The sequence below is a fragment of the Bradyrhizobium sp. CW1 genome (genome assembly GCF_023100665.1).
GTDB classification, from domain to species: domain Bacteria; phylum Pseudomonadota; class Alphaproteobacteria; order Rhizobiales; family Xanthobacteraceae; genus Bradyrhizobium; species Bradyrhizobium canariense_D.
Map to the genome: position 1 here is coordinate 7,692,961 of NZ_CP064684.1, position 13,455 is coordinate 7,706,415.

General features: G+C 63.9%; 9 protein-coding genes and 2 pseudogenes. 7 read left to right on the forward strand and 4 right to left on the reverse strand.

Translation table 11 applies throughout. The features are described 5' to 3' along the window. Positions 1 to 77 precede the first annotated feature (77 nt). Together polA and IVB54_RS36815 are read left to right on the forward strand one after the other, a co-directional pair. Positions 78 to 3,158: a DNA polymerase I gene (gene polA / locus IVB54_RS36810; RefSeq protein ID WP_018460043.1), complete on the forward strand. Its 3,081-nt coding sequence runs from the start codon at positions 78 to 80 to the stop codon at positions 3,156 to 3,158. 121 nt (positions 3,159 to 3,279) lie between these two features. Continuing rightward, a complete protein-coding gene (locus IVB54_RS36815) occupies positions 3,280 to 3,915 on the forward strand; it encodes a LysE family translocator (protein ID WP_018460044.1) in 636 nt (211 codons plus the stop codon). A gap of 40 nt (positions 3,916 to 3,955) precedes the next feature. On the opposite strand, the gene IVB54_RS36820 is transcribed toward IVB54_RS36815, so the two are convergent. Continuing rightward, on the reverse strand, positions 3,956 to 4,582 hold the full coding sequence (locus tag IVB54_RS36820; protein ID WP_018460045.1) for a glutathione S-transferase family protein: 627 nt from the start codon (positions 4,580 to 4,582) through the stop codon (positions 3,956 to 3,958). A gap of 199 nt (positions 4,583 to 4,781) precedes the next feature. Here IVB54_RS36820 and pyrE point away from each other — a divergent pair, with 199 nt between their 5' ends. Then, positions 4,782 to 5,345 carry an orotate phosphoribosyltransferase gene (gene pyrE / locus IVB54_RS36825; RefSeq protein ID WP_018460046.1) on the forward strand — a complete coding sequence of 188 codons (564 nt, stop codon included), beginning with the start codon at positions 4,782 to 4,784 and terminating at the stop codon, positions 5,343 to 5,345. Between the two features lie 272 nt (positions 5,346 to 5,617). Beyond that, entirely contained in the window at positions 5,618 to 6,394 is a 777-nt protein-coding gene (locus IVB54_RS36830; protein WP_083926594.1) for a DUF2865 domain-containing protein, read from the forward strand. Between the two features lie 156 nt (positions 6,395 to 6,550). On the opposite strand, the gene IVB54_RS36835 is transcribed toward IVB54_RS36830, so the two are convergent. Next, positions 6,551 to 6,982 carry a hypothetical protein gene (locus IVB54_RS36835; RefSeq protein WP_018460048.1) on the reverse strand — a complete coding sequence of 144 codons (432 nt, stop codon included), beginning with the start codon at positions 6,980 to 6,982 and terminating at the stop codon, positions 6,551 to 6,553. 188 nt (positions 6,983 to 7,170) lie between these two features. Here IVB54_RS36835 and IVB54_RS36840 point away from each other — a divergent pair. Further along, positions 7,171 to 7,460: pseudogene (locus IVB54_RS36840) on the forward strand (GIY-YIG nuclease family protein). 63 nt (positions 7,461 to 7,523) lie between these two features. Here IVB54_RS36840 and IVB54_RS36845 read toward each other — a convergent pair. Next, positions 7,524 to 7,769 carry a hypothetical protein gene (locus IVB54_RS36845; protein ID WP_240544159.1) on the reverse strand — a complete coding sequence of 82 codons (246 nt, stop codon included), beginning with the start codon at positions 7,767 to 7,769 and terminating at the stop codon, positions 7,524 to 7,526. Positions 7,770 to 7,987: 218 nt separating this feature from the next. On the opposite strand from IVB54_RS36845, the gene IVB54_RS36850 reads away from it, so the two are divergent. Next, positions 7,988 to 10,504 carry a glycogen/starch/alpha-glucan phosphorylase gene (locus IVB54_RS36850; protein WP_085384957.1) on the forward strand — a complete coding sequence of 839 codons (2,517 nt, stop codon included), beginning with the start codon at positions 7,988 to 7,990 and terminating at the stop codon, positions 10,502 to 10,504. Between the two features lie 94 nt (positions 10,505 to 10,598). After that, a pseudogene (locus tag IVB54_RS36855) lies at positions 10,599 to 11,415 on the forward strand (thioesterase family protein). A 149-nt stretch (positions 11,416 to 11,564) separates the two neighbouring features. Here IVB54_RS36855 and IVB54_RS36860 read toward each other — a convergent pair. Next, complete coding sequence (locus IVB54_RS36860) at positions 11,565 to 13,181, reverse strand: phosphoenolpyruvate carboxykinase (protein WP_018460052.1); 1,617 nt, start codon at positions 13,179 to 13,181, stop codon at positions 11,565 to 11,567. Positions 13,182 to 13,455: the final 274 nt, after the last annotated feature.

Sequence of the window (13,455 nt, forward strand, 5' to 3'; positions counted from 1 at the left end):
GGGGATAGCGGCATCCGCAAGCCAAAAATCCACCTCCCAAGGCTGTCAAATCCCGCAAAAATTCATACATTGCGGCCATGCCCAAGAGCTCCCCAAAGACCACCGCCCAAGCTGACACCAAGGCTGCCGCGCCCAAGGCCGCCGAAACCAAGCCCGCTGCTGCGACAGCTGCTGCCAAGCCCGTTGCCGCGAAGGCGGCCGGCAAGGGCGATCATGTCTTCCTGGTCGACGGTTCCGGCTACATCTTCCGCGCCTACCATGCGCTGCCGCCGATGAACCGCAAGTCCGACGGCTTGCAGGTCAATGCCGTGCTCGGCTTCTGCAACATGCTGTGGAAGCTGTTGCGCGAGATGCCCGAGGACAACCGGCCGACCCATCTGGCGATCATTTTCGACAAGTCGGAAATCACCTTCCGCAACAAGATCTATCCTGAGTACAAGGCACACCGGCAGCCGGCCCCGGACGATCTGATCCCGCAATTTTCGCTGATCCGCGAGGCGGTGCGCGCCTTCGACCTGCCTTGCCTGGAACAGGTGGGCTTCGAGGCCGACGATTTGATTGCGACCTATGTACGGCAAGCCTGCGAGCGCGGCGCAAGCGCGACAATCGTGTCCTCCGACAAGGACCTGATGCAGCTCGTCACCGACTGCGTCACCATGTACGACACCATGAAGGACCGCCGCATTGGCATCCCCGAGGTGATCGAGAAGTTTGGCGTGCCGCCGGAGAAGGTGGTGGAAGTGCAGGCGCTGGCCGGCGATTCCACCGACAACGTTCCTGGCGTGCCCGGCATCGGCATCAAGACCGCGGCGCAGCTGATCGTCGAATATGGCGATCTCGAGCAATTGCTGTTCCGCGCCACCGAAATCAAGCAGCCGAAGCGGCGCGAGGCGCTGATCGAGAACGCCGAGAAGGCGCGCATCTCGCGGCAGCTCGTATTGCTCGACGACAAGGTCGACCTCGACGTCCCGTTGGACGATCTCGCCGTCCACGAGCCCGATGCGCGCAAGCTGATCGCGTTCCTGAAGGCGATGGAGTTTTCCACGCTGACGCGCCGCGTCGCCGAATTCTCGCAGATTGACCCGGCCAACGTCGATGCAGATCCCGGCTATTCCAGCGGCGCCAGCGTCTTCTCGCCGCTGCCGCCTTCGGACGTCGTGCCGGCCCCGGGACCCGGCGCGCCGGCGCAAGTTCCGGTGGGCCAGCGCAACCCTTCGGCGAGCAAGGAGGACAAGGCCGCGAGTCCGAAGGGCGCGCCGATTTCGCTCGCCGCCGCGCGGGAAGAGGCTTTGCGCAAGCTTCCGGTCGACCGCAGCAAGTACCAGGCCATCAAGACGCTCGCGGAATTGAACGCGTTCATCGCGCGCATTCACGATGCCGGCCATGTCGCGGTCGAGATCCGGGGAAACTCGATCGATCCGATGCAGGCCGACCTCTGCGGTATCGCGCTGGCGCTGGCGCCGAACGAGGCCTGCTACGTGCCGCTGGCGCACAAGCAGTCCGGCGGCGGCGCCGGCCTGTTCGACGCGGGCCTCGCGCCCGACCAGGTCAAGCACACTGATGCGATCGAAGCGTTGCGGCCGGTGCTGGAATCACCAGGCATTCTCAAGATCGGCTTCGAAGTCAAATTCACCGCGGTGATGCTGGCGCAGCACGGCATCACACTGCGCAACACCGATGATGCGCAGCTGATCTCCTACGTGCTCGATGCCGGCCGCGGCTCGCACGCGCTGGAGCAACTGTCCGAGCGCTGGTTCGGTCACGCGATGCTCAAAGACAACGAGCTGCTCGGCAGCGGCAAGGGCAAGATCACGTTCGACCAGGTGCCGATCGACAAGGCCGCGTCGCTGTCGGCGGAAGGCGCCGACGTGACCTTGCGCGTCTGGCGCGTGCTGAAGCCGCGCCTCATCGCCGAGCACATGACCACGGTCTACGAGACGCTGGAACGCCCGCTGGTCGCGGTGCTCGCACGCATGGAGCGGCGCGGCATCTCGATCGATCGTCAGGTGCTGTCGCGTCTCTCCGGCGACTTCGCCCAGACTGCGGCCCGTGTCGAAGCCGAGATCCAGCAGATCGCGGGCGAGCCGGTCAATGTCGGCAGCCCGAAGCAGATCGGCGACATCCTGTTCGGCAAGATGGGACTGTCGGGCGGCACCAAGACCAAGACCGGCGCGTGGTCGACCACCGCTCAGGTGCTCGACGAACTCGCCGAGCAGGGCCACGAGCTCCCGCGGAAGATCCTGGAGTGGCGCCAGGTCTCTAAGCTGAAATCGACCTACACCGACGCGCTGCCGACCTACGTCAATCCCCAGACCCACCGCGTCCACACGACCTACGCGCTGGCCGCGACCACGACGGGCCGACTGTCGTCGAACGAGCCGAATTTGCAGAACATTCCGGTGCGCACTGAGGACGGGCGCAAGATCCGGCGCGCCTTCATCGCAACGCCAGGGCACAAGCTGGTCTCCGCCGACTATTCACAGATCGAGCTGCGGCTGCTCGCCGAGATCGCCGACATTCCCGTGCTGCAGCAGGCGTTTCGCGACGGTCTGGACATTCACGCCATGACGGCATCGGAAATGTTCGGCGTGCCGATCAAGGGCATGCCGAGCGAAATCCGGCGCCGGGCCAAGGCGATCAATTTCGGCATCATCTACGGCATTTCGGCATTCGGCCTTGCCAACCAGCTCGGCATCGCGCGCGAAGAGGCCTCCGCCTACATCAAGAAATACTTCGAACGCTTCCCCGGCATCCGCGCCTACATGGACGAGACGCGCGACTTCTGCCGGAACCACGGCTACGTCACCACGCTGTTCGGACGGAAGATGTACTATCCCGACATCAAGGCTTCGAACGCCTCGGTGCGCGCCTTCAACGAGCGCGCCGCGATCAACGCCCGGCTCCAGGGCACCGCCGCCGACATCATCCGCCGCGCCATGACGCGGATGGAGGATGCCCTGGTCCTGAAGAAACTGTCTGCGCAGATGCTGCTGCAGGTGCATGACGAATTGATCTTCGAGGTACCGGACGCGGAGGTCGAGGCGACGCTCCCCGTCGTGCAGCACGTGATGCAGGACGCGCCGTTCCCGGCCGTGCTGCTCTCGGTGCCGCTGCATGTCGATGCACGCGCAGCGAACAATTGGGACGAGGCGCATTGATCGGACGGTACCGCCCCGGCGAAGGCACACGCACAAGCTGAATTGTCCTCCGAGCAATTGCGCGATGGCCCCACTGCGCCACGCATATTAGAACCGTGCCGTCTCCCGCACCGGTTCAGCCATGCCCCACGCCTCCGCCCTGCTCGGCTTCGCTCTCGTCTGCCTCGGCCTCGTGCTCACGCCCGGGCCGAACATGATCTACCTGATCTCGCGTTCGATCACGCAAGGGCCTGCGGCGGGCATCGTCTCGCTCGGCGGCGTGGCGCTCGGCTTCTTGTTCTACATGCTGTGCGCGGCATTCGGCATCACGGCGCTGCTGCTCGCCGTTCCCTTCGCCTATGACGCGCTGCGCTTTGCCGGCGCGGGTTATCTGTTGTGGCTGGCCTGGCAGGCAGTGAAGCCGGGCGGGCGCTCGCCGTTCCAGGTGAAGCAGCTTGCGATCGACAGCCCGCGCAAATTGTTCGCGATGGGGTTCGTCACCAATCTGCTCAACCCGAAGATCGCGATGCTTTACCTCGCGCTGCTGCCGCAGTTCATCGATCCCACCGCCGGCAGCGTGCTGGCGCAGTCAGTGGTGCTCGGCGCGATCCAGATCGCGATCAGTGTCAGCGTGAATGCGATGATCGCGCTCGCGGCCGGGTCGATCGCGCTGTTTCTCGCAAGCCGGCCAAGCTGGATGCTGGTCCAGCGTTGGCTGATGGGCACGGTGCTGGCCGGGCTTGCGGTGCGGATGGCGGTGGAAGCGCGGAAGGTGTGATTTTCCCCTCTCCCCGCTTGCGGGGAGAGGGAGAGAAAGATCAATCTAGCTTCGCCTCCATGCCCCGCTTCACCGCCGGGCGGGCCATCAGGGCCTCGTACCAGCGCTTGACGTTGGGAAAGTCGGCCAGGTCAACCTTGTGGCGAGGGTGACGCCAGGCCCAGCCCAGGATGGCAAAATCGGCGATCGAGAGCTCGCCGGCGACGAAATCGCTGGACTCCAGCCGGCGGTCGAGGACGCCGTAGAGCCGTCGCGTCTCGGCCATGTAGCGCTTGAGGCCGTAGGCGCGGTCCTGCTCGTTCTCGAGCGCGATGAAATGGTGCACCTGGCCCGGCATCGGCCCGAAACCGCCCATCTGCCACATCAACCATTCATAAACGGGAATGCGGCCCGAAAGCGATTTCGGCAGAAATTTGCCGGTCTTTTCGCCGAGATACAGCAGGATCGCACCCGACTCGAAGATGCTGACGGGCTTGCCGTCCGGGCCATCAGGATCGACGATCGCGGGGATCTTGTTGTTGGGTGAGAGCTTCAGGAACTCCGGCGCCATCTGTTCGCCCTTGCTGATATTCACCGGGATCCCCTTGTAGGGCAGCCCCATCTCCTCCAGCGCGACCGAGATCTTGCGGCCGTTCGGCGTGTTCCAGGTGTGCAGCTCGATGGTCATTTGTCGCGTGTCCTTGCCCAGCCTTCTTGCAGGTTTTCTTGCCCGAGATATCCGGCATCCACCTACCCCAGAACGTTGCACCCCCACAACCGGCCGCCCGGGATGGCCGATCCCTGTTGACGGGGGAAGCCCCCTCTGGAATGTCGAGGCCGTCGCGGATAAATTCCGCCACCTCCAAAAATGCTCCCGAGGGCCCGCCGTGTCTAAATCAGCCTCCCGCGCCCGCCTGTTCGAGATCATCCGCCGGCGCTCCTTCGGCCGCGGCGAGGTGACGCTCGCGTCGGGCCGCAAGAGCGACTTCTACTTCAACCTCAAGCCGACCATGCTCGACCCGGAGGGTGCGACCCTGCTCGCCGAGTTGACCTATGAGGCGCTGAAGGATGACCAGCTCGATTTCATCGGCGGGCTTGAGATGGGCGCGGTGCCGCTGGCCGGCGCGCTGGCGCAGATCTCCTGGATCAAGGGCCATCCCATCGCGGCCTTCTTCGTGCGCAAGAAGCCGAAGGAGCATGGCGCGAAGCTTGCGATCGAGGGGCTGCCCAGGGGCGAGACGCTGGAGGGCAAGCGCGTCGTGATCGTCGAGGATGTCACCACCACCGGCGGCTCGGCGATGAAGGCCGTGGAAGCGGTGCGCGAGACCGGCGCGGAAGTGGTGCTGGTGCTGACCATGGTCGACCGCGAGGAAGGCGCCGACGACACCTTTGGCGCGGCCGGGCTGCCGTTCCGCTCGCTGTACAAGGCGTCGGAGTTCTTGAAGGCTTGAGCGGCTAGACTTTTTCCGCCGTCGTGCCCGGGCTTGACCGGGCATCCACGTCTTTGCCGCACCAGAGATCCTGGATGGCCGGGACAAGCCCGGCCATGGACGAGGTCCACCCGTCCGGCGACACCGCTCCTCCCCCCTCAACCGCTCATTTACCATCCCGCCTTATGGTGAATCATGTGCTGAGACCTGATGGTCCCGGCCGGTTGGGTAGCGCCGGGTGGAGTAAGCGTTTGCGTACAGTCATGTCCCATGCGCGCCGGTGGCGTCGCGCGATGCTCGTAGCCGCCACATTGGCAGCACCGCTGGTTGCGGCTCCGGCCCCGGTTTCGGCCGAAGGCCTGTTCGACTTCTTCTTCGGCGGAATGCAGCAGCAGCAGCGGCCGCAGCGTGAGGTGCCGCAGCAGCCGAGCTCCTACGCCGATCCATTCACCGGCCAGCAGAACGGCGCAAGTCCGCCATACGTGCCGCCGACACGTTCGGCTGCGGCCGGCGGCTCGGGACCGGCGTTCTGCGTGCGCAGCTGCGACGGCAAATATTTTCCGCTGATGCGCGGTCTCACCTCGCCCGCGCAGATGTGTCAGGCGTTCTGTCCTGCAAGCGCCACCAAGATCTATTTCGGCTCCTCGATCGACGGCGCGGCGTCGCAGACCGGCGAGCGCTATGCCGATAGCGAGAACGCGTTCGCCTATCGCAAGGCGCTGCGCGCCGACTGCACCTGCAACGGCCGCGAGCCGGTCGGCCTTGCTCCGGTCGATCTGGCGCTGGACTCGTCGCTAAAGCCCGGCGACGTGATCGCCACCAGCGACGGTCTCGTCGCCTATACCGGCATCCGCGTCGGCAACGACCAGGCCGCGGACTTCACCCCGGTCGCCTCCTATCCCGGTCTCACCGCGCAGGTCCGCGCACGGCTCGGCGAGATGAAGGTGGCGCCGGTGCGCGCCGACACGGTGGCGGCGGATGCCCCTGCCGCGGAGATCGTGCGCGAGACGCTCCCCGACGTGACGGTGCCGAAAACGCAAAAGCCGGCGAAGCGGGCTGGGCTGGACTAGCTCAGGCTCGTCTGTAGCCAAGCCGTCATTGCGAGCGACTTGTCCGCCGAAGCTCGAAGAGCGAAGGCGGAAGCGAAGCAATCCAGTCTGGCTCCGTGGAGGCACTCTGGATTGCTTCGTCGCAAGAGGCTCCTCGCAATGACGGAGGATGGTGGGTCACCGTCCGATGATCACGCCGATCACGTTCGGCGCCGCCAGATATTTCTCCTCGATCGCCGCGCGCGCGGCGGCGCGGTTGTCTGCCGTGAGCAGGCCGCGCTTCTCGGCTAAAATCATCCAGCAAAAACCCCACCAGTCGGTGAGCATGCCTTGGTCGTCGACGAGATCATAACCCTGCTCGGCGGCGAAGATGCGCGCATGCGCTTCGTCAAGCGTGTCGAGGAACAGATGGTCCTGCGCCGAAAACAGATCGTCGCTGACGTCGTCGATGGTGTAGCCCCAGATCGACTGGCACACCGCGTTGAACTCGCGGTCGAACTGGTCGTCGTCGACCGCGTGGCGCCGCGCCGCCTGATGCAGCCGCGACAGCGAGCGCGCGAAATCGGCGATCCTGGTGAGGGCAAATTGATCGAAGGCAATGGTGGACATGTAGTCCTCGCGAAGTCTGGCAGACGCTAGATATGGTGTCGGCAACACGCCGAATCACAATGATATATCAAAGACTTGCTAAAGTGTTCTTAATTTGTTCTGATGTTAGGCGCGATTGTTGGAGAGCGTCGTCCTGGCGAAAGCCAGGACCCATTACCCCGGTCAGTGTTGCTTTTGCGGGTTGGGCCATGAGCACGAGCAGCTACTTCGTCTACATTCTCGCAAGCCGCCATCACGACACGATCTATATCGGAATCACCAACGACGTCCGCGCGCGGCTTGAGCTACATCGTTCGGGTCGCGGCTCGAAGTTCGTGCACAAGTATAAAATCTTCCGCCTCGTTCATGTCGAAGCCTACGCAACACTGCAGGAGGCGATCGCGCGCGAGAAGCAGCTCAAGTTCTGGAAGCGGGACTGGAAGATCAAGCTGATCGAGGAAGAAATCCCGATTGGAATGATCGGTCAGGCCTCATCTGACAGGCGGGTAATGGGTCCTGGCTTCCGCCAGGACGACACCTTCTTCGTTGCACCAGCCCCTGCTCAATTCGCCGCTGACATCAACTTATCCCCGCACGCGCTTGCGTAAAATTTGCCGCCGCATTGGCGCTTGATGGCGGCGCAGCGGGCGGCGGAGGATGCGTTTTGCGGAAGCGTGACGGCGCAGCTCAGGCCGTCGGCGCTGCGGCCGATCTTGCCGGCGGCGAAGGCGGCGCTGGACGCGGTGATGCAGACGACGAGGAAGGTGGCGGCGGCGATTTCGATCAGCCGTCGCGTCACAGGTCTCATCAGAGAGTTCATCGGGCGCCTCCTCCACACTGATGGCTGAATTGGCCGCCATTCTAGCACCAAATCCACGTTTCCCCGTATGCGTCCGGGTTCCCAAATCGGCCCGTTCCTTGCATAATTTTACGCCAAACGCAGTGCACGGTCGCACCAGCAATGGTTCCGTACAGAGGCAAGATGCGTAGGGTCAGTAGTGTTCTCGCGACCAGGAAGTGACGACTTTGCAAGATTCATCGTTCCAGCCCAATTTCTCCGCCCCCAACCAGCCCATCGACGAACTCGCTCTGGCTGAGATCAAGGGCGCGATCCTGGCGAAGCTGCGCCTTGCCATCGGCAAGGATGCGGGCATGGCCACCAAGCACGACTGGTACCAGGCCGCGGCGCTGGCGCTGCGCGATCGCATCGTGCATCGCTGGCTCACGGCCGAGAAGCACAGCTACGATGCGGGGCGCAAGCGGGTCTATTATCTCTCGCTCGAATTCCTGATCGGCCGCCTCTTCAGCGACGCGCTGAACAATATGGGGCTATTGAAGATCTTCGAGGTCGCGCTCGGCGATCTCGGCGTTTCCTTGCCTGAGCTGCGCAAATGCGAGCCGGACGCGGCGCTCGGCAATGGCGGCCTGGGCCGTCTCGCCGCCTGCTTCATGGAAAGCATGGCGACGCTGTCGATCCCTGCGATCGGCTACGGCATCCGTTATGATTACGGCCTGTTCCGTCAGATCATCAATCAGGGCTGGCAGCAGGAATATCCGGACGAATGGCTCGGCTTCGGCAACCCTTGGGAATTGCAGCGGCCCGAAGTGATCTATGACATTCGCTTCGGCGGCGGTGTCGAGCATGTCGAAGACAAGGGCCGCGATCGCGCGATCTGGCATCCGTCCGAGACCGTGCAGGCGATGGCCTATGACACGCCGATCGTCGGCTGGCGCGGCCAGCACGTCAACGCGCTGCGGCTGTGGTCGGCACGCTCGCCCGATCCGTTGAAGCTCGATGCCTTCAACACCGGCGACTATGTCAGCGCCAGCGCCGAGCAGTCGCGCGCGGAAGCGATCTGTAAATTCCTCTACCCGAACGACGAGAGCCCGGCGGGCCGCGAGCTGCGCCTGCGCCAGGAATATTTCTTCGTCTCGGCTTCGCTGCAGGACCTGATCAAGCGGCACCTTGCGTCGGACGGCCAGCTTCGCAGCCTGTCGAGCAAGGTCGCGGTGCAGCTCAACGACACCCATCCGAGCCTGGCCGTCACCGAGCTGATGCGGATCCTGATCGACGACCACAATTTCCGCTGGGACGAGGCCTGGAAGATCACGGTCGCCACGCTGTCCTACACCAACCACACGCTGCTGCCTGAGGCGCTGGAGACCTGGCCGGTCGAGCTGTTCGAACGGCTGTTGCCGCGGCATCTCGAGATCATCTACCGCATCAACGTGCAGCATCTCGCGCTCGCAGAGGCGCGCGCCCCCGGCGACATCGACTTCCGCGCCTCGGTGTCGCTGATCGACGAGCGGAGCGGCCGGCGCGTGCGCATGGGCCAGCTCGCCTTCGTCGGCTCCCACCGCATCAACGGCGTCTCGGCGATGCATTCGGACCTGATGCGGGAGACCGTGTTCCACGACCTCAACCATCTCTACCCCGGCCGCATCACCAACAAGACCAACGGCATCACCTTCCGCCGCTGGCTGATGCTGGCGAACCCGAAACTGACCGATCTGTTGCGCGAGACCTGTGGCGACGCCGTGCTCGATGATCCGACGCAGCTCAGCCTGATCGAGGCCCGCGCCAGCGACGTCGAATTCCAGAAGAGGTTCCGCGCAGTCAAGCTTCACAACAAGACGGCGCTGGCGCGCCTGATCGGCGAGCGCCTCGGCATCAAGGTCGACCCGAACGCGCTGTTCGACGTGCAGATCAAGCGCATCCACGAATACAAGCGCCAGCTTCTCAATGTCATCGAGACGGTCGCGCTGTACCAGGCGATCAAGGACGACCCCAACGGCAACTGGGTGCCGCGGGTGAAGATCTTTGCGGGCAAGGCGGCGGCGAGCTACCGCTACGCCAAGCTGATCATCAAGCTGATCAACGACGTTGCGGAAGTCGTCAACAACGACCCCGCGATCGGCGGCAAGCTCAAGGTCGTCTTCCTGCCCGACTACAATGTCAGCCTCGCCGAGGTGATCATTCCCGCGGCCGACCTCTCCGAGCAGATCTCGACGGCCGGCATGGAAGCCTCCGGCACCGGCAACATGAAGCTGTCGCTCAATGGCGCCCTCACGATCGGCACGCTCGACGGCGCCAACATCGAGATCCGCGACCATGTCGGCGCGGAGAACATCGCGATCTTCGGCATGGAAGCCGGCGATGTCATGATCCGGCGCAAGCAGGGGCTGGACGCCTCCGACGTGATCCGCAATTCGCCGAAGCTCCAGCGCGCCATCAATGCGATCGGCGCCGGCGAATTCTCGCCCGGCGATCCCGGCCGCTTCGAATCGATCGCGCATGCGCTGCGCTATCTCGACCATTACATGGTCAGCGCCGACTTCGATTCTTATTACGAGGCGCAGCGCAGCGTCGATGCGCGCTGGCAGGTGGCGCCGGCCTGGACCCGCGCCTCGATCCTCAACGTCGCGCGCATGGCGTGGTTCTCCTCCGACCGCACCATTCGCGAATACGCCGAGGAGATCTGGAACGTGCCGGTCAACCCCACCACGCCGCTGCTGCCGACCTTGCGCGACGTCGCGGGCTGAATTTCCGCGACGTGAAATCGGTTACTCACGAGGTAATTGCACAAGCCGGCGGCGGACGTGATATGACGTCCGTCATTGAACGCCGGATCGAATAATGCACGCCAAGCTCCCGCACCCTTTCGACGACGCCACCCGCGTCACCGCCGGTGACTCCAGCTGGCAGGGACACACCAGCGACGATTACTGGGCCTTTGTCGGCCCGTTCGGCGGCGCCACCGCCGCGACTATCCTGCGTGCGCTGATCGAGCATCCGGAACGTGCCGGCGACCCGCTGGCGCTCACCGTGAATTACTGCGCGCCGATCGCGAAGGGTGCCGTTCGATCTGGACGTGCGGCTGGTGAAGGCTAATCGCTCCAGCCAGCACTGGAGCGTCGAACTGTCGCAAGGCGGCGGCGAGGTCGCAACGCTCGCCACCGCCGTGTTCGCCGAACGCCGGCCGTCCTGGGAGCACAGGGTGGCGCAATATCCCGATGCAAAGCCGTTCGAAGAGACGATGCCGTTCCCGAAGATCGCGGCGTCCTGGGCCAACCAGTACGAATTCCGCTTCGTCGAGGGCGAGATGCGGATCGGCCCGCTCAAGCCCGAGCTCGCCAGCACTTACTCAAAGCTCTGGATCAGTGATCGCGAACCGCGCAAGCTCGACATGCCGTCGCTGATGTCGATGTCGGACGCCTTCTTCGGCCGCATCTTCCACGCGCGACGCGAGCTGGTTCCGTTCGGCACGGTGTCGCTGACGACGTATTTCCACACTGACAGCGAAGAGCTCGCCGCCGAGGACATCACGCGCGTGCTGGCGACGGCCGATTCAAAGATCATGCACAAGAGCTACGCCGACCAGAACGCCGAGCTGTGGTCGCTGAACGGAAGACTGCTCGCGACCACGACGCAGATCGCCTATTTCAAGGCGTAGCTGCTTCCGCGAGTTCGCCATCAATCCAGACTGTTTCCGCGGAGGGATTCTGGATTGCTTCGCTGCGCTCGCAATGACGGTGGAGAGACATCTTGAAAAGCAAAAGGGCGGCCTCGCGGCCGCCCTTTCGAATTTCAAACGACGCAAGCTTACTCCGCCGCGAGCTTCACGTCCGGTGCAGCGGCGCGGACCTCGGCGTCGACCTGGGCTTCGAACTTGGCAAAGTTCTTCTGGAACATGCCGACCAGCGCGCGGGCGGTCTTGTCGAACTCGTCCTTGTCCTTCCAGGTGTTGACCGGGTTGAGGATCTCGCTCGGCACGCCCGGCAGCGCGGTCGGGACCGCGAAGCCGAAATATTTATCGGTGCGGAATTCGACGTTGCGAAGCGAGCCGTCGAGGGCCGCGGTCAGCAGCGCGCGCGTCACCTTGATCGGCATGCGCGAGCCGGTACCGTACTTGCCGCCGGTCCATCCCGTGTTGACCAGCCAGCAGTCGACATTGTGCTGGGCGATCAGGTCGCGCAGCATGTTGCCGTAGACGGAGGGGTCGAGCGGCAGGAAGGGCGAGCCGAAGCAGGTCGAGAATTCCGGCTGCGGCTCATTGCCGAGACCGCGCTCGGTGCCAGCGACCTTGGCGGTGTAGCCCGACAGGAAGTGATACATCGCCTGCGCCGGCGAGAGCTTGGCGATCGGCGGCAGCACGCCGAAGGCGTCGGCGGCGAGCATCACCACGTTCTTCGGCTGCGGTGCGCGGCCGGTGCGCGAGGCGTTCGGGATGAACTCGAGCGGATAGGCCGAGCGCGTATTCTCGGTCTTGGAGCCGTCGTCGAAATCGACCACGCGGGTGTCTTCGTCCAACACGCAGTTCTCGAGCACCGCGCCGAAGCGGGTCGAGGCGGCATAGATCTCGGGCTCGGCTTCCTGCGACAGCTTGATGCACTTGGCGTAGCAGCCGCCTTCGAAGTTGAAGACGCCGTTCGGGCCCCAGCCGTGCTCGTCATCGCCGATCAGCGTGCGGTTCGGATCGGCTGACAGCGTGGTCTTGCCGGTGCCGGACAGGCCGAAGAAGATCGCCGCATCGCCCTTGGCGCCGACATTGGCCGAGCAATGCATCGGCATCACGCCGCGCTCGGGCAGATAGTAGTTCAGCGTGGTGAAGACCGACTTCTTCATCTCGCCGGCATAGTAAGACCCGCCGATCAGCACGATCTTGCGGGCGAAATCGATCGCGACGACATTCTCCGACTTGCAGCCATGGCGCTTCGGATCGGCGCGGAAGCTCGGCATGTCGATGATGGTGAGCTCGGGCACGAACGCCGAGAGCTCGATCGCCTCGGGACGGATCAGCAGCGTGCGGATGAACAGCGAGTGCCAGGCGAGCTCGGTGAAGACGCGGGTCTTGATGCGATAAGCCGGATCGGCGCCGCCATAGAGGTCCTGTGCGAACAGCGACTTGCCTTCGGCGTGCTTGAGGAAGTCCTGGTAGAGCGTCTCGAACTGCTCTGCGGTGATCGACTGGTTGCCGGCCCACCACATCTTCTTGTCGGTGGTGGCGTCACGCACCGTGAATTTGTCCTTGGGGCTGCGGCCGGTGAACTCGCCGGTGTCGGCGCAGAGCGCGCCATCGGCCGACAGCACCGCCTCGCCCGCGGAGAGCGCGTATTGATAGAGTTGCGGCGCACCGAGGTTCCAGTGAACCTGCTTGAGATTCTTTAAGCCGAATTTGTCGGCGCCGAAGGCACCGTTGCGCACGCCCGTCTCTTGCACGAAAAATCCTCCTAGAACCCACTCAGCGCGATCATGCTTGGCGCCGCCGCGGTCACCGTGATTACAGGCCGTTCGGCCTCGGTTGGAACGACCTAATACTGATGAACGCTGGCGTTGCCAAGCTGATCCCTTAGGATTTGGTTTATTCAAGGACCGCGCCAAACGTCGCGCATGTCAGCTCTGAGCAGGCGCATCAAAAAATCGACAATGATCGCGCAACCAAATGTGCGTTTCGGCGTTTCCTGAGGTTATTGCAACGCACAATGTCCAAGAC